General features: G+C 60.5%; 15 protein-coding genes. 10 read left to right on the top strand and 5 right to left on the bottom strand.

From position 1 onward, the window contains the following. The first annotated feature begins 43 nt into the window (after positions 1 to 43). Positions 44 to 877: a class F sortase gene (locus QP909_RS07015; RefSeq protein WP_284766686.1), complete on the top strand. Its 834-nt coding sequence runs from the start codon at positions 44 to 46 to the stop codon at positions 875 to 877. Between the two features lie 151 nt (positions 878 to 1,028). Then, a complete protein-coding gene (purT, locus tag QP909_RS07020) occupies positions 1,029 to 2,381 on the top strand; it encodes a formate-dependent phosphoribosylglycinamide formyltransferase (RefSeq protein WP_284766687.1) in 1,353 nt (450 codons plus the stop codon). Here the strand turns inward: purT and QP909_RS07025 are convergent. Both QP909_RS07025 and QP909_RS07030 read right to left on the bottom strand, forming a co-directional pair. After that, the gene (locus QP909_RS07025) at positions 2,378 to 2,860 is read right to left on the bottom strand and encodes a GNAT family N-acetyltransferase (protein ID WP_284766688.1); all 483 of its coding nucleotides are present in this window, start codon (positions 2,858 to 2,860) and stop codon (positions 2,378 to 2,380) included. The genes purT and QP909_RS07025 overlap by 4 nt on opposite strands. Positions 2,861 to 2,863: 3 nt before the next feature. Then, on the bottom strand, positions 2,864 to 4,225 hold the full coding sequence (locus QP909_RS07030) for an FAD-dependent oxidoreductase (RefSeq protein ID WP_284766689.1): 1,362 nt from the start codon (positions 4,223 to 4,225) through the stop codon (positions 2,864 to 2,866). A gap of 228 nt (positions 4,226 to 4,453) precedes the next feature. On the opposite strand from QP909_RS07030, the gene pta reads away from it, so the two are divergent. Further along, positions 4,454 to 5,815, top strand: coding sequence for a phosphate acetyltransferase (pta, locus tag QP909_RS07035; RefSeq protein ID WP_284766690.1), 1,362 nt, complete (start codon positions 4,454 to 4,456; stop codon positions 5,813 to 5,815). Then, a complete protein-coding gene (locus tag QP909_RS07040) occupies positions 5,816 to 7,039 on the top strand; it encodes an acetate kinase (protein ID WP_005329836.1) in 1,224 nt (407 codons plus the stop codon). It abuts the gene before it with no gap. A gap of 115 nt (positions 7,040 to 7,154) precedes the next feature. Here the strand turns inward: QP909_RS07040 and QP909_RS07045 are convergent, their stop codons facing one another. From QP909_RS07045 to QP909_RS07055, 3 genes are read right to left on the bottom strand one after another with little or no spacing between them, the layout of a single operon-like run. After that, positions 7,155 to 9,710: a serine/threonine protein kinase gene (locus tag QP909_RS07045; protein ID WP_284766691.1), complete on the bottom strand. Its 2,556-nt coding sequence runs from the start codon at positions 9,708 to 9,710 to the stop codon at positions 7,155 to 7,157. Next, positions 9,707 to 10,720 carry a glutamate ABC transporter substrate-binding protein gene (locus QP909_RS07050; RefSeq protein WP_284766692.1) on the bottom strand — a complete coding sequence of 338 codons (1,014 nt, stop codon included), beginning with the start codon at positions 10,718 to 10,720 and terminating at the stop codon, positions 9,707 to 9,709. The genes QP909_RS07045 and QP909_RS07050 overlap by 4 nt, the downstream gene beginning before the upstream one ends. Further along, the gene (locus QP909_RS07055) at positions 10,720 to 12,165 is read right to left on the bottom strand and encodes a GlnX family signal transduction membrane protein (protein WP_284766693.1); all 1,446 of its coding nucleotides are present in this window, start codon (positions 12,163 to 12,165) and stop codon (positions 10,720 to 10,722) included. Before QP909_RS07055 ends, QP909_RS07050 begins: the two co-directional genes overlap by 1 nt. A 70-nt stretch (positions 12,166 to 12,235) precedes the next feature. Between QP909_RS07055 and QP909_RS07060 the strand changes: the two genes are divergently transcribed. The 6 genes from QP909_RS07060 to QP909_RS07085 form a co-directional block, all read left to right on the top strand. After that, positions 12,236 to 12,730: an NUDIX domain-containing protein gene (locus QP909_RS07060; protein WP_005329848.1), complete on the top strand. Its 495-nt coding sequence runs from the start codon at positions 12,236 to 12,238 to the stop codon at positions 12,728 to 12,730. A gap of 29 nt (positions 12,731 to 12,759) precedes the next feature. Then, positions 12,760 to 13,752, top strand: coding sequence for an ABC transporter ATP-binding protein (locus QP909_RS07065; protein WP_284766694.1), 993 nt, complete (start codon positions 12,760 to 12,762; stop codon positions 13,750 to 13,752). 6 nt (positions 13,753 to 13,758) lie between these two features. Then, on the top strand, positions 13,759 to 14,538 hold the full coding sequence (locus QP909_RS07070) for an ABC-2 transporter permease family protein (RefSeq protein WP_284766695.1): 780 nt from the start codon (positions 13,759 to 13,761) through the stop codon (positions 14,536 to 14,538). Positions 14,539 to 15,178: 640 nt separating this feature from the next. Next, the gene (locus tag QP909_RS07075; protein ID WP_284766696.1) at positions 15,179 to 15,784 is read left to right on the top strand and encodes an LGFP repeat-containing protein; all 606 of its coding nucleotides are present in this window, start codon (positions 15,179 to 15,181) and stop codon (positions 15,782 to 15,784) included. Then, a complete protein-coding gene (locus QP909_RS07080) occupies positions 15,694 to 16,437 on the top strand; it encodes an LGFP repeat-containing protein (protein ID WP_284766698.1) in 744 nt (247 codons plus the stop codon). The genes QP909_RS07075 and QP909_RS07080 overlap by 91 nt, the downstream gene beginning before the upstream one ends. 41 nt (positions 16,438 to 16,478) lie before the next feature. Further along, positions 16,479 to 17,166 (top strand): hypothetical protein (locus QP909_RS07085; protein WP_284766697.1); only part of this gene is annotated, 688 nt, incomplete at its 3' end.

The following is a 17,166-nucleotide window of genomic DNA, read 5'->3' on the forward strand; positions in this document are numbered from 1 at the left end:
CCTGCACAAGGTAGACAAATCGAGGAAGTAGAGGAAGCTAGCTATGGGAAAGCACGCTGAACCACGGCAGCCGGAGGACAATGGAATGTCGCAGTATTCGGCGAGTGGGGAAGAAGGGGGCGTCGGCAAGCAGGGCATGGGCCGTGGCAAGCTGATCGCTATTATCGCGGCCATCATTGCGGTGGCGTTGGTCTTGCTGCAGGTAGTGCTGTACCTGGCGCGCGATGATGAGGATGAGGCGGGTTCGGCGCCGGAGACGGTGGCCAGCGAGAGCGCGCCGGAGGAATCCGGTCCGAAGTCCGATGCCTTTGTGGATGATTCGGGCCAGCAGGAGCACGAGTATGAGGCCGCGCCTGGTGAGTTCAAGGGCTTTGAGGGCATGTCCGTGGGCATCGATGGCGAGTACGCGGCCGTGGACCCCGTACAGGTCACGGACCAGGGCGTGCTTTTGCCGCCACACGACGTCACCCGCGTGGGCTGGTACTCCGCCTCCGCAGTGCCGGGTGAGCCGGGCAATGTGGGATCGAGTGTGATTACCGGCCACATTAACTACCAGGGCCAGGGCACCGGTTATGCAGAGAAGTTCACGAAGCTGAAGAAGGACCAGGAATTTACCGTGGTCATCGACGGTCAGGAACGCACCTTCCGCGTAACTGAGGCGCCCTACCGCCTGCCTAAGGGCTCCGGATTTCCGGACGTGGTTAATGATAAGGAAGGCGAGAACCGCCTGGTTCTCATTACCTGCGGTGGCCAGTTCGTTGGTGGCGCGCTGGGTTATGAGGACAACATCATTACCGTGGCGGAACCGGTAGGCGAGCCAGATCAGCCCGCCGAGCAGCCGGCAGAGGAGGCACCGGCTGAGGCACCTGCAGCCTAGGCTGAAACTCCTACGGCGCCCTGTGGAATTGCCCACAGGGCGCCTTTGCTTATCCGGCTCACCTGGCATGTAGGTGGTGGGGTTGGGGCCTAAATATGAAATAATTTAAGGCAGTAAACGTCGCTGCCTGCGGCTTAGAAGGAGCATTTTCATGGATAATCCAGGCGAGATCGCCGGTCATATTGGCACGCCGCTGACCAGCAATGCCACCAAGGTATTGCTGCTGGGCTCGGGCGAGCTGGGCAAGCAGCTGGCCATGTCCTTCCAAAACTTGGGCTTGGAGGTCCACGCCGTGGACTCGTATGCGGGCGCGCCGGCGCACCAGGTGGCGCAGTATAGCTACGTCGCCGATATCAAGGACGCCGGGCGCATCCTGCAGCTGGCCCAAGAGATTCAGCCGCATTTTGTGGTTCCGGAGGTAGAAACCGTTGCGGTAGAAGCGCTGGAGGAGATGGAGGCGCATAGCGACGCCATCGTGGTCCCCTCCGCCCGCGCCTGCGCCATGACGCAGGACCGCCAGTGCGTGCGCGAGGTGGCGGAGAATATTGGGCTGCCGGTTTCCGCGTATCGCTTTGCTAGCTCCGTGGAGGAGCTGGAAGAAGCGGTGGGGGAGCTGGGCTTTCCGTGCATTATTAAGCCGGATGTGTCCACCTCCGGCAAGGGCCACATGATTGCTCGCGACGAGGAGGATGTGCGCACCGCGTGGGAGACCGTGCGGCGCGTGTCCTCGGATTCGCAGCGCGTGGTAGCGGAGCGCTTCGTGGACTTTGACCTCGAGGTCACCCTGCTGGCCATCCGTTCCATCGATCCGGCCACGGGCAAGTTGGCCACGTGGTTTAGCGAGCCTATCGGCCACCGCCATGAGCGCGGCGACCTCGTGGAGGAGTGGCAGCCTACCGGCATGAGCGAGATCGCGCTGGAAAACGCGCGTTCGGTGGCCGCGCGCATCTCTAATGAGTTGGGCGGGCGCGGCGTGTACTGCGTGGAGCTCTTTGTCGCGGGCGATGACGTGTACTTTTCCTCCGTGTCCCCGCGGCCCTCGGATACGGCGATGCTGACCTGCTATACGCAGCGTTTTTCCGCCTTTGACCTGCATGCGCGCGCGATTTTGGGTTACCCTATCGACGCCACCCTGGTCACCCCGGGCGCCAGCGCGGTCATTCATGCGGATGAGGAGCTGAATGAGGTTGCCTATACCGGCATCGCCGCGGCCCTCAACTACGCCGAGACGGACGTGAAGCTCTTTGGCAAGCCCGGGGCCTACAAGGGCCGTCGCATGGGCTTGGTGTCTGCCACCGCGGAAAGCGCGGAGGAGGCACGCGACCGCGCAGCACTAGCGGCGCACAAGATCGAGGTGACCTCCACGCCGGGCCTGTTGGCCCAGGGCGGTGCGCGCGGCATCGAGCCGGAGGCGGATAACGTCCCCGATATCGAGGTCGTGGAGTACGAGGGCGGCGTGGAGCTCGACCCAAAGCTCGCCTCCGGTGTGGACGACGCCGACTAGGGAGCGGGGCGCAGCATCGGCTGGTGGGGGACTCCCTCGTCGTCGAAAAGCTCGCCTACCGGAGTAAATCCAAAGCCGGCGTAGTAGTCCACAAGGCCTGCCTGCGCCTCCAGGTAGAGCGGCTGGCCTGGGTGCATGCGCTCGCCTAGGTCGACGGCTGCCTGGAAGAGTTCCCGGCCGAGGCCCGTGCCGCGCGCGGCGGGCGCGAGCGCGAAGCGGCCGATTTGGGCGCCGGCGGCGTCGGCAAGCGCGGCGTCAGTGGGCGCGGCCGGAAGGACGCGGGCCGTGCCAAGCAGGTCATGGGAATCCGCATCCCAGGCCAGCAGGTGCACGGTCTGGGGGTCGGCGTCGGTGGCGTCAATCTCGGCGTACGGGCAGCGCTGCTCGTGCACAAAGACGTCCACCCGCAGTTTGTAGAGCTGGTGGACGTCCAAGGCCGCCAGCTGCCCCAGGGGCGCGGCGGTAATGATGTGCGGCACGGGCTAGGCCTGCGGGCCGGCGTGCTTGACCATCTCGTCCCACTCAACGATCTTGATGCGCTCGCGGCCGTGGGCCTCGCCGGCGGCACGCTCAGCGGCATCCAGGCGATGCCAGCCTTCCCAGGTGGTCACGGCGATATCGCGGGAGGCCAGGAAGTCCAGGATATCCTGCGGATCGCGCTTGGTGGCCGGCTCCAAGTCGCCGGCCTTGTAATCGGCGATGAGCATGGTGGTGGTGTCCTTGGCATCGGACTTGGTATTGCCAATGAGGCCTACCGGGCCGCGCTTAATCCAGCCGGTGGTGTAGAGGCCAGGGAGCTTTTCGCCGTCGACATTGGCCAGCACGTGGCCGCCGTCGTTAGGCATGGTGGCCTGGGTTTCGTCGAAAGGTACGCCGTCGACGGACTGCGGGTGGTAGCCCACTGCGCGGTAGACGGCCTGCACCGGCCACTCGGTGAACTTGCCGGTACCGGTTACAGTGCCATCGCCGTTGAGCTCGGTGCGCTCGGTCTTAATGGCGGTGACGTGGCCGTCCTCGCCCAAGACCTCTACCGGGGACTCGAAGAAGTGGATGTAGAGCTTGTGCGGGGCATCGCCCGGCTCGCGCATGGCGTAAGACTCGAGGGTCTGGCACACCAGGTCGGTGGACTTGGCCGCGCGACGGGCCTCTTCGGAGGCGGCGTCATACTCGATGTCCTCAGGGTTGACGATGACCTCGATGGTCGGGGACTCGTCCAGCTCCTTGAGCTCCTTCGGCGTGTACTTAGCCTGCGCCGGGCCGCGGCGGCCGAAGACGTGGACCTCCTTGGCGCGGTTCTTCTTCAGCGCCTCATAAACGTTATCGGGGATCTCCGTCACCAGCAGCTCGTCCGCGGTCTTAGCCAGGATGCGGGAGACATCGAGGGAGACATTGCCCACACCAACGACGGCGACGGACTCTGCGGAGAGATCCCAATCGCGTTCGAAGTTGGGGTTGCCGTCATAAAAGCCCACGAATTCGCCGGCGCCATGGTTGCCCTTGAGATCCTCGCCCGGGATGCCCATGCGCTTATCGGCGGTGGCGCCGGTGGCGAAGATGATGGCGTCATAATACTCGCGCATCTCCTCGACGGTGATGTCCTTGCCCACCTCGATATTGCCCAGGAAGCGGATCTCTTCCTTTTCCATAACGTTGTGCAGGGACTGCACGATGCCCTTAATACGCGGGTGATCCGGCGCCACGCCGTAGCGGATCAAACCGAACGGCGTCGGCATCTTTTCAAAAAGATCGATCTGCACATCGAGGTCGGATTTCACTAGAAGGTCAGAGGCGTAAATGCCTGCCGGGCCGGAGCCGACCACGGCAACGCGCACTGGGGTAGTCATGTGCTTAGGGTGTCCTTTCTTTCGTTGTGCTGCATATTCTACGCGGTCACTATGCGATAAAAACCACAGCATTACTAACCCCAGTCTAGGGAGGTCACGATAGGGCATAGGAGGGGGTAAATCGCGTACAGTGGAATAGTCACCGCGTGTTAATAACTGTGACGTATGACATGAAGTTATGACGCGCGTTAATTGTGTTCAAGTGACCGTGAATGAAAGGTAAATTGCATGTCTGCATCCCATTCCGCAGTTATTAGCGCTATTGGTCGGGGCTTCGATGGCCTCGACGTGCCGGCCCTGGCACAAGAACTGGGCGCGGAGTTCATCCGCCTCGAAGACTTCGATGCTACCGTCAGCGCCGTCCTCGCTAACGCGCCTGCCGCCGAGAACATCGTGGCGCAGGGTACCGGCGATATCGCCTTCGATGCTGAGGTAGCTGCTGCCCTCGGCCTGCCGCTGGCCATCATTTCCGGTGCACCGCAGCGCACCGGCGAGCTTGCGCAACACAATGCGGAATCTCTGGGTGCCACCGTAGCCGGCATCTTCACCGACCTGGAAGCGGTCCCGGGCGCACTTGCCGCGCTTGGCGACGTCTCCCCGGTCATGTCCGCAGACCTCTTCCAGAAGCAGCTCATCGACCAGGCCCGCGCCGCCGGTTCCCACATCGTCCTGCCAGAGGGCGACGATGACCGCATCCTCGAGGCTGCCCACGTGGTGCTGCGCGATAAGGTTGCCAAGCTGACCATCCTGGGCAACGAGGCCGATATCAAGGCCCGCGCCGCAGAGCTCAAGCTCGACCTGGCTGGTGCCGAGATCATCAACCACCTCGAGTCCCCGCTGGCAGAGGAATTCGCCGCTGATTTTGCTGAGCTGCGCAAGAAGAAGGGCGTTACCCTCGAGCAGGCTCGCGAGACGATGCAGGACATCTCCTACTTCGCCACCATGATGGTGCACAAGGGCTTGGCCGATGGCATGGTCTCCGGCGCTGCTCACACCACCGCGCACACCATTAAGCCTTCCTTCCAGATCATCAAGACCAAGCCGAACGCTTCCGTGGTCTCCTCCATCTTCCTGATGGTCATGCGCGGCCGCCTGTGGGCCTTCGGTGACTGCGCCGTCAACCCGAACCCTACTGCCGAGCAGCTAGGCGAGATCGCTATCGTTTCCGCACAGACCGCCTCCCAGTTCGGCATCGACCCGCGTGTGGCCATGCTGTCCTACTCCTCCGGCACCTCCGGCTCCGGCCCGGACGTTGACCGTGCAGTGGCCGCCGTGGAGGCCGCCAAGAAGCTGGATTCCTCCGTCAAGGTGGATGGTCCGCTGCAGTTCGACGCCGCCTGCGATCCAGGCGTTGCGGCTAAGAAGATGCCGAATTCTGAGGTTGCCGGTCAGGCAAACGTCTTTGTCTTCCCGGATCTTGAGGCCGGCAATATTGGCTACAAGACCGCACAGCGCACCGGCGGCGCGCTCGCTGTAGGCCCTATCTTGCAGGGCCTGAACAAGCCGGTTAACGATCTGTCGCGTGGCGCGACCGTTCCGGACATCATCAACACCGTTGCAATCACCGCTATTCAGGCTGGAGAGAAATAAATGTCATACGTTCTGGTCCTTAACTCAGGTTCTTCCTCCGTTAAATTCCAGCTGGTCGATCCCGAGTCCAGCGCCACGGATACCCCGCTGGTCTCTGGCCTGGTCGAGCAGGTTGGCGAGCCCCTCGGCGCCGTCACCGTCAAGACCGGTGGCGAGAAGTACAAGGAAGAGCTGGAAATCCCTACTCACTCTTTCGGCCTTGAGCGCGCTTTTGCCATCATGAGCGAGCACAACGTTGGCCCGACCGACGTGGATGTTATCGCCGTTGGTCACCGTGTTGTTCACGGCGGCCGCCTCTTTTCCGAGCCACAGCTCATCGTGGACCAGATTGAGTCCATGATTGAAGACCTCATCCCGCTGGCTCCGCTGCACAACCCGGCCAACCTGGACGGCATCCGCGTGGCCCGCAAGATGCTGCCGGATATTCCGCACGTTGCCGTCTTCGATACCGCCTTCTTCAATACCCTGCCGCCGGCTGCCGCACTCTACGCCATCAATAATGAGGTGGCATCCAAGTACGATATCCGCCGCTACGGCTTCCACGGCACCTCTCACGAGTTCGTTTCCCAGCAGGTACCGGCCCTTTTGGGCCGCGACCCGATGCACACCCACCAGATCACTCTTCACCTGGGCAACGGTGCTTCTGCTGCAGCCATCCGTAATGGCCGCGCCATCGATACCTCGATGGGCCTGACCCCGTTGGCCGGTCTGGCTATGGGTACCCGTTCCGGTGACATTGACCCGGGCATCATCTTCCACCTCGTCCGCCAGGCGGGCATGAGCGTGGATGAGATTGACAACCTGCTCAACAAGCAGTCCGGTGTCAAGGGCATCTCTGGCGTTAACGACTTCCGTACGCTGCGCGAGCGCATCGACAACGAGGACCAGGATGCTTGGCTGGCTTATAACATCTACATCCACCAGCTGCGCCGCTTCATCGGTTCCTACATGATTGCCCTAGGCCGCGTGGACGCCATCACCTTTACCGCCGGTGTGGGCGAGAACGATACCGAGGTTCGCCAGGATTCCCTGTACAACCTGGATATGTACGGCATCCACTTTGATAAGGAGCGCAACCTGGTCCGTTCCGACCAGCCACGAATGATCTCCACCGAGGATTCCCCGGTCAAGGTCTTTGTCGTTCCGACCAACGAGGAGCTGGCTATCGCTCAGAAGTCCGCCGAAATCGCCGCAATGGCACGTGAGGCTGGCCTCTACAAGTAAAGATTCTCACGTCTAGCTAACGGCTGGACTTTGAACAACGGGGCGTGTGGTTTAAAAGACTGCGCGCCCCTTTTCTAGTTTTCCGTGCCCTGTTGGCTGGTAGCAGGAAGGCAGACTAAAAAGTGGTGACGGGGCGGACCTGGTTGGCTAGGTCAACGAGCGCGTAGCGGTGGCGGCTAAACGGTGCTTGGCGCGCGAGGGCGCGGAGTGTCTCGGAGAGACCTGTGCGCAGGCCGCGCTGGGTAAAGGCGTATTCGAAGAGATCGTTCGGTGAAGCGGCGCGGGAAAGATCGGCGTTGCGCAGGAAGTTCAGGCCAGCGGAAATGACGGCGATCTTGATCTGCAGGAAGCGCGGCTCGTTGGTGGGCACCTCTTCGAGGCGTCGGGCAGCGCGGCGAATGCGGGATTCGGAAAGGTCCTGGACGATGAGCTGGAGGATCGTCGTCAAGCGGGCCATGCGGTAGTGGCGCGACGCATTGGGAACCTTGTCGAGGACCACGACGGCTACCTCCACCTGGCCCTCGGAGCGCAGCTGGCGGGCGAGGCCAAAGGCGGAGGAGACGGTGGTGGGGTTGGTAGACCACACGATCCCGTAGAGGCGCATGGAGTTAAAACGCAGCGCGGCCGGATCCTGGGTGACGTGGTTCCAAATTTCGGGTTGGCCCTCAAAGGCGGAGTTGGGGAGATCAGCCAGGGTGGAGTGCATATTGGAGCATGCACGGGCCACGGTGGGGTCAATGAGAGAGGTATCGCTGTAATCGAGCTGTTGCAGAATGAGCTCGTTGATGGCGGCGATGGCGAGCTTGGGGGCCGCCTCGCCCGGCAGGAGGTCGAGGACGGTAGAGAAGTATCTTTGGGCGTCGCGGTAGTCATCGTGAAGCAACTCAGTAATGCCGGCGTACCACTGGAAGCGCCAGTCTTGGCCAAGGCGGTCTTCGATGGAGCTTAGCCACTGGCGGGCCTGGCCGGTATAGCCCAGGTCAATCATGGAGCGGACCACGCCTAGCGGGATTTCGGCGGAGTGTTCATACTCAGGGGTCTGCATGGCCTGGCGGAGGGTCTCCAGGGCTTCCTGTGGCTCGGCATAGGAAGCACCCTGGAGGAGGCCGGCGCCCACATCGTCGCGGTCCAGCAGCGGGGTGGGCAACGCAGAGACGACCTCGGGGGCGGTGATTTGGACGGTGCGATCGATGCCGTCGATAAGCTGGTCGGTGCGAAAGACCAGGTGTTTGGTGCCAAAAGTGGTACGTTGCGGCGAAAAAAGCGAGTGCTGGGACGGATATTGGAGGCCGTCGCGGATGGCAATGACCTCGCGCAGAACCCCGTAGAGCTGGGTGCGCAGCTCTTTGATGGAGGTAAAACGGCGCTTTGGGTCCGGGTCGGTGGCGCGCTGCAACAGGCGGTACAGCGAGAGGAAGCGGCGCAGCTCCGGCTCCTCGGTGGGGGTAGGAATGCCCGGCAGATAGACGCCGTCCTCAGTAGGCAGCTTGAGGCAGAGCGCAGCCAGTGTACGGCCGATGGTGTAGATATCGCTGGCGATGGAGGGCCCTTCGGTGGCTACCTCTGGGGCCTGGTAACCCTTGGTGCCGTAAATATAGCCAAAGGCGCCGATTCCGGAAACCGCTCCCAAATCAATGAGCTTGACCTGGTCCTCGGTGACGATGATGTTATCGGGCTTAAGGTCGTTGTAGACCACCCCGCGCGAATGCAGGTATTCCAGCGCAGGCAGGATTTCTAAGATATAGGCGATGGCGATATCAACCGGCAGGAGCTTATCGGGTTGCTTTTTGCGCCTGCTTCTTAGCGACGGCCCGCCAACGTACTCCATGACAATAAAGCCACCGGGTACTCGCTCGTCATCGATAAAGTTGAAAATCTTGACGATACCGGGGTGGGTAATATCCGCGAGAAACTCGCGTTCGGCCACCGCAGCGGCGGTTTCATCGGCCGACTTTTGGGCCTGCATACCTTTGAGAACCACCACTCTTCCCGAGACAAAGTGGTCATTGGCCAGGTAAATCCATCCCATGCCGCCGTGGGCGATAACGCCCAGGATTTCGTACTGGCCGGCCACCACGTCGCCGGGCTGCAGCTGCGGCGGCGGGATCTTTTTGCCGGAGGTTTTCTCGGCCGGATCGATCAGGGCATCGGTAGGTTCGGACGGGGTGATAAAGGGCAGCCGCACCATGCCATCGGCCACGCGGCGCTCGGTGCGGTGGGTGCCGCGGCGCTCACGGAAGGTATCGAGCGCGCGGCGGCGCGAGCGTTGCGAGGAATCCTCTTGGGCCTTCTGGGCGCGCTGCTGTTCGCGTTGGGCGCGGATATTATCCAGATCCGCCAGAAGGCTGGAGATGTGGTCTGGGTCGATGGAACCATCGCCATCTTCATCGTCGTCCGCGAACGGATCGAAAGCCACAGCAGCGGTGCCGGTTTCCTCCCCGGACTTCTCATCGGCGAAGGGGTCAAAGGCCACGGCCGCAGTGCCCTCTTCCTCTTCGTCCGCAAAGGGGTTGAAAGGAACGGCGGCGGTGGCGGGGCCATCGTCCAGCGCATCCGGCTCCTGCGCGGAATTGGCGGCATTGGTGGGCTGACGGAAGGCGCGTTGGGTATCGAGGTTCTCCGGTTCGATGTACTCGAGCTCGTCGTCGCTAAAATTCGGGTTATGGCTCATGGCTTAGCGTCCTCCTCGATGTACTTGCCGGCCGGCAGGGTGGGCTCTTCCAAGTAGGCGCCGAGCCACTCCTCAAAGATTGTGGACCACGTGCCGTCGCGGCGGATGCGCTCGAGCGTGGAATTTACTTGGCGCAGCAGCGGGCGGGTGTCATGTTGCTTGCTGGGGCGGCGCACGGCCACGCCGTAGTTTTCGGTCTCTAGCGGCTCGCCCACGATGGACGTATAGGAGTCTTGGGCGGCCATGCCGGAGAGCAGGGCATCATCGACGACGATGCCGTCGGCCTGGTTAAGCTGCAGGGCCATCAGGCAATCGCCCCAGGAACGGGTAACCAAGATATCGGATTTGGGGGCGTGCTCGCGGATGGTATCCAGTGCGGTGGACGCGCCTACGCCGCATAGGGTCTTACCGGCGGCGTCTTTCACGGACCTAATGCCGGAATTGGTGAGCACCAGCATGCGGGTTTGGGTTCTCATATAGGGAATGGAAAAGGCCACGTCGCGCTCGCGTTCAGGGCTAATGGTCATGGTGCGCACAATCATGTCCACCGCGCCGGTATTGAGGGCATCGACGCGGTCGGAGGATTCCACGAAGCGGAAGTCCACCTTATTGGGATCACCAAAGATATCGCGGGCAATCTCGCGGGCGATATCCACCTCGAAGCCGCGCACGTCGCCGGAGGCGGCATCGCGGTAGCTCATCAAGTTATTGGAACGATCCACGCCCACGATGAGGCGTCCGCGCTTGACGACGTCCGGCACCCGCTCCTTTGCTTTCTTATCATCCGGGCGGTAGCTGCCCTTGATTTCCTCATCAGAGGCGCGGTGAGCTGCGGTAGATCCGGCCTTTTCAATTTCCGCTCCTTCCGGCAGCGGCGGGCCTGGCCGGGAATCGAGGGCGTGCTCGGCGGGCGCCTCCAGCGGCGGGGTGGAGCGAACATCGCAAGAGGTTAGCGGCAGCGCGGCGCAGATGCAGGCGAGCGCGGCGAGGGCAAGGCGTGTGCGGCGCATTAGAGGTACTCCTGCAGTCGGGGACGGATGCCCAGCCACACGGCAATAATGGCGCACAAGGTCAGCAGGAACACGGCCGAGGACACCGCAGTCATGGCGGTCAGACCGCGCTCCAAGTAGCTGCGCATGGCGATGCGCGCCTGGCCGATGAGATCCGAAAGCTCCGCGTCGAGCTCGTCATAGGAACGCGCCGCGGTCATCTCTCCGTTCTTGGGCTCGGTGGCCGTGGCCTGGTAAATGGCCTCGTCATAGTCGCCGTCCTTGAGTGCACCCATGAGCTTGTCATGGGTGCCGCGCCACTGCTCGGCGGCAGCCCGGGCGCTGTGGATGAGTTCTGGGTCCGTGACCTCCACGTCTTCATCATTGAGCGCTTCTTCATAATCCTCCAGGGCTCCTTCGATGGAGTTGATGGAGCTGGAAAAGCGCACCATCGAATCCTCCTCGGAGGAGCGCAGCACCAGCGCCAGGGTCTCAGAGGTGCGCGCCTGCTGCGCTTCAATCCGCGAGGCCGTGAGTGAATCCCACGGGCGCGAGGCCGTCTCAAAGCCCTGGTGGCCGGTGGACCATGTAGCCAGGTTGGATAGCGCCACCCAGGAGATGGCCAAGAAAAGCAGCACGCTGGCCGTTAAGAAGCCGCGGTTAAAACGCCGGCGGGTCTGGCGCCACAGCCACCATTGGGCCACGGCTAGGAAAAAGAGCGCCGCCAAGAGGCCAGAGAGCGGCACCCACTGCGGCGAGGTGAGCTTTTGTTGTTGCTGATTCACCTTGGCGGTGGTCAGCTGGAATAGCTCGGAGGCAGCCGGCAGAATACGCTCGCGCATGAGCGCCGAGGCATTGGACATATAGGAATTGGCCACCGCATTGCCCGCCCGGTGATTGGCGCGGGCCTTTTCCACCATTGCGGTATAGACGGGCAGCTCGCGTTGGATAAAGGTCACCAGCTCGCGCACGCGACCATCTTCTTGGGTGGTGCCCAGCACGGATTCGGTAGCCGCCACTGAGGCGGCATCGATGGCCTCGTTATAGCTATCGCGGTTGCGCTCCGATTCCACGCCGGCCTGTACGAAGCCGGTGGTGGCCACGGTATCGGCCACTGAGAGCGAACTATAAAGGTGGTGTGCCGCGTTTGACATCGGCTCGGTGGTGGTCAGCAGCTCGTCTAGGTCGGAGTGGCGGGCGGCGGAAGATTGGGACATCGATAAGCCGGCGGCGCCTAGGGCTACGGTGAGAATGAGCGTGACCGTAAAAAGCTTGCCTGGGGTGGTGGAGGCGAAGTAGTAGAAGCGGCGCAGCAGGCGTGCCGGGCCCGCGAACCATTCCATGGCGCGGCTGCTGAGCCCGCTGAAGGCTGGGCCGGTGGGCGCGGTGACCTCATCGAGCCAGTGATCGCTCGGGTGAGCGTGCTCGTCATGCACGCTTTCTGCCCGGACTGCCTGCTCGGTCATTCACTCAGAATAGCGCCCGCAGTGTGCTGGGCGCCACCATATACCCGCGTGTGTGGCTAGGATAGGCAGCATGCATAACCCTCACAGTGGAGACGGCTGGGCGGCAGGCCCCGGCGGCATTCGCGTCTGGGGAAAATTTGGTGCCGCCGGCCTCTTCCTCGTCGCCGGGCGTAAGGTGCTCCTCCAGCACCGCGCCGCGTGGACCAATCACGGCGATACCTGGGGGATTCCGGGTGGCGCCCGCGATTTTACGGAGACGCCTACCCAGGCCGCGCTGCGTGAAACCCATGAAGAATGCGCGATTGCACCCCAGGACGTGGAGGTGCTCGATGCGCGAGTAACGGCCGGGCCCTATCCCGCGGCGGGGGATCTGCCGGGGGAGTGGACCTACACCACCGTTCTAGCGCGCACGCGCACCGGCGCACCGCTTCCTACTACAGCTAATGAAGAGTCCTATGAGCTGCGCTGGGTACCTTTTGAAGAGGTAGAAAGTCTCCCATTATTGGCCGCCTTCCGCCACGCCTTTCCCACCCTGCGGGAGAGCGTGGAGGCATTAAACAGGTAAAGTTGCCGGATTTATGGCACGCTAGTGCCATGATCGAAGTAGAAGGACTGACTAAACAATATAAGTCTGTCCGCGCCGTTGACGATCTCACCTTTCAGGTAAAACCCGGCATGGTCACCGGGTTCCTGGGCCCCAATGGCGCGGGCAAATCCACCACCATGCGCATGATCCTGGGCTTGGACACGCCCACGGCCGGCAGGGCGCGCATCAACGGCAAGCACTACCACGAGCTGAAGTATCCCCTGCGTGAGGTAGGCGCCTTGCTCGATGCCAAAGCGGTGCACCGCAACCGCAGCGCCGCCAACCACCTGAAATGGATTGCACAGTCCAACGGCATTTCTACTTCCCGCGTTGATGAGGTCTTGGGGCTGGTAGGGCTTTCCGACGTCGCCGGTAAGAAGGTCGGCGGCTTCTCCCTCGGCATGGGCCAGCGCCTGGGCCTCGCCGGTGCGCTGCTCGGAGACCCGGGCATCCTCATCCTGGACGAGCCGGTCAACGGCCTCGACCCAGAGGGCATCCGCTGGGTCCGCCAGCTCGTGCGCGCCCTAGCCGATGAAGGCCGCACCATTTTGATTTCCTCGCACCTGCTTTCGGAGATGTCTCAGACCGCCGATCACCTCGTGGTCATTGGTAAGGGCCGCCTGGTGGCGGACCAGCCCACCTATGACTTTGTGAAGGACCACTCGCAGTCCTCCGTGCTGGTGCGTTCCGACCATCTCGATGCCTTTAGCTCCGCGCTGCGTGCCGAGGGCATCGCCTTTACCGAGTCCACCGACGAGGAAGGCCGCCCCCGCCTGGTGATTTCCAACCAGACCACCGACTTCGTGGGCCAGCTGGCCTACTCCACCGGGGTGCCGCTTAATGAGCTCAGCCTCAAGCGCGCCTCCTTGGAGGATGCCTTCATGGAGCTTACTGGCGACGCCGTCCAGTACCACGGCTCCAGCGGCGCCCCCAACCCGGGCATCGCTGGCACCGCTGGCGCCGCCACTCCGTTCGCTCGACCCACCCAGCAGGAGGTTTAATTCGCCATGCTGAATACCTTGAAGTCCGAATGGACCAAGCTGCACACCACCCGCTCCTTCTGGTGGACCACCTTCATCTTCCTTTTCTTTGCCTGGGGTTGGGCCATCCTCAATGCTCGTTTGACTAAGCCGGCAGAAAATCCTGAAGAGGCAGCGATGGGCATGGGGGTTATCACCTCGGATGGCGCGGTGTCTTTCCTATTGTTCCTCGGCCTGCCCGTGCTCATGATCCAGGCCATCATGATCGTGACCACCGAGTACCGCTTTGGTACGCAGACCATTACGTTTATGGCTACCCCGCGCCGCTGGTCGGTGGCCTTGGTTAAGCTGCTCATGTACGCGGTTATCGCGGCCGCGCTGACCTTTATCGCCGTGGCAGGTGCTTACCTGCTTACCGAGCTTTTTGCCCACGATGAGGTAGCCGCGCAATTCCACCCTTGGGACGATGAGATGGGCCAAAAGCAGCTGTGGAAGTACCCCCTAGCCGCCGCGCTCCTTGTCCTCTTCGCACAAGGCCTAGGACTGCTGCTGCGCTCTACGGCCGGTGCCGTGGCTATCGGCCTCATCCTCTTCCTTGGCGTGGACAATCTCGTAGCCACCATCCCCAAGGTCGGCAGCAAGCTGGCGAACTTCATGCCGTTCAAGTCTTTCCAGTCGTGGCTGCTGGAAATGGAACCGGTTGATGCTCCGTGGAAGGAAAACTGGGGATTCTGCCTGGTATTTATTGCCTGGGCCGTTATCCTGTGGGGCCTCGGTGTCCTCTTGCTACAAAAGCGCGACGCCTAAGCGGCTCTAACGCACAGCACCGCCCCGGATGGCAGCTCATGGGCTGCCTGCCGGGGCGGTTACTTGTCTCCGCAACAGCTTTCCTTTGAGGCTGGTGGCTAAGCCTAGAAGTTTGTCTGGATTATCTGCGGGACGTTGTTAAGAAAGTGCCCTCTGTGCTGCGCGCACGAGTCGGGCGAGCGTGGCGGCGTCTAGCGCGTACTCGTAGTCTCCACCGCCCCCGTGGGCTTCGATGAACAAGGCGCACAGGTGCGTGTCCTGGGCTTCATGAACAATGTCCGTCACCGCTTCACCCACCAAAGCGCATCGTTGACATGCAATGTGTACACTGCCCAGCCTGAATGTGCAGTGTAAATGTTTAGATTAGAGTTATATGTACCCCTCATATAGGTTATTTTGAATACCTTTCGCGAGACGCGAAAATCGAGTCTGCGCATGTGCTCATCTGGCGTTTTAACGAATTATTTAGTTTTTAGATAAGGTTTCAAAACACACATCTATGGACTGTGTGCAACCGTAGCGATACCCTAACTCAGGCTGTCAATTATCTGGTGTTCAGCTGTTTTTAAATGCGGTGGTGTGAAAGGGCTACGGATGAAATTCGCTAAGAAGCTGACTGCAACTATTGCGGTATGTGCAAGTGTTACTTTTGCTGGTGCTGGTGTTTCAAGTGCCAAGGTTTTTTCACGGTCATTGGATTGGTGGTCGTATTGAAGAGGCGTATCACCGGCTTGGTGGGTGGAAGACTTTTGGTGACGCTACAACTGATGAGCGTGTAGCTAAAAATAATGGTCGGTTCCAGGTGTTTGCTAAGGATGCCTCCATTTACTGGCATGCCGGTGTTGATAATGGAATTGCTCACCAGGTGGGTGGGCGTATTCGCAATAAGTGGGGAGATCTTGGCTGGGAAGGCGCGGCCTTGGGATATCCCATTACTGATGAGTTGAAGACCCCTGATGGTAAGGGGCGGTTTAACCATTTCCAGGGCGGGTCTATCTACTGGTCGCCAGAGACTGATGCTCATCAAGTGTGGGGAGGAATTCGCGATAAATGGGCTCAGCAAGGCTGGGAGACCGGTGAGCTAGGATACCCAACCACTGATGAGTTGCTTACCCCAGAAAGACTGGGCGCTACAACCATTTTCAAGGCGGATCTATCTACTGGTCACAAGCTGGCGGGGTCCATAGTATTTCTGGCCCCATTCGGGATTTTTGGGGAAGTCAGGGATGGGAGCGTAGCTCTTTGAAGTTTCCCACATCGGAAAAATACGCTGCAGGCGGAGGCATAAAGCAGGATTTCCAGGGCGGATCTATTCAGTATTTTGAACCTACTGGCAAGGCCCTGGAGGCTTATGACAATCAGAATATTTCGAGTTACCGTCAGATTTATCCACTGTTTAACACCACCGACTTCAAGCGGTGGCATGCAGCCGGGGTTTATCGTGAAGTTATCCAAAACATGGATAAGTACTTTCCTCTCTCAGGGTGCCCTGACGAAATTACCGAGGGCTCCGTATGCACTTTTACAGGTGTGGGCGGAGCTAAAAGCAAAGTAACCGTAGAGCGTATCTCTGATGAAGGGTTTTCACTGGTTACTGCTAGTGATCATCCTGAAGGCGGCGGCAGAACACTAAACATCCGATTCGATGAAGTAGCTTCCCCCAATGCAGATGATGACGATGTTGTCTTCGACAACGACAGCGTAGAAAATTCCTACACCGGCTCTGACAAAACATGGGTTCGCCTCGTAGTCGAATCCTTTGGCCCGACACAGACCTCAAAGGTTCAAGGTCCTTTTAGCTCCGATCACATTGGTTCACAGGTATGGAGCAAGTTTGCCGGAACTGTGCGTTCAACCATTAATTCCTCTTCGACGACGTATATCCCGTTGTCGAAGTAACCACGGTGTTCAACTGCGTACCTAGATTCAAGGAGCCTATTGTGAATTCTTTTGTCCAACGCTTATCTATCGGAGTACTTACCTGCATAGTTTCTGCTGGTCTTGCTACCTCTCCCGCACTAGCGGAAACGCCTGTGAACACCACAGCAGGCGACGGTGGTCTCGTTCAAAAAGACTGTGCTACTGGGGCGGAGTACGTGCGTATTGATTCTTCAGAGCTGGAAAATTCTAAAGCGTGCTTTTTCCTTACAAAGCCCACAGGCTGGGTGGCCGTGAACATTACGGGATCGTATGGAGTTGTCAATCGCTTAAAAGTACCGGTTTCAGTGGCCTTTAAGTTGCCTGATGGTGATGTGTACTGGCAGCGAGTAGTGGAACCAGGAAAAATCCAAAGCATCGACGTTGGCAATAATCGTTCTACCGTTGTTGAAATGCAGGTCACCCCGGTAGCGACCTCAACCGGTGCTGGCACTGGCGACCTTAGCGTGGATACAGCCAACCCACACGTGATCAGTATGCGTTCTGCTGGCCGATATGCCGGCGGAAAAATACTGCGATTGTCTTGGGCCGGAGTAGAACTATCAAGCATAGATAGAAACTCAGGCTTTAATGATCGCCTCGACGCGTCTTTTAAAGTAGTCCCAGCCCGCGAGAGAGTGTCCGTTTCTTTGTGTGCGGGGGCTTGGTTTACAAGTAATCCGCGAATCGGTTGGGGTAAGCCACGGCTAG

Source organism: Corynebacterium sp. MSK195 (assembly GCF_030228885.1).
Lineage (GTDB): Bacteria > Actinomycetota > Actinomycetes > Mycobacteriales > Mycobacteriaceae > Corynebacterium.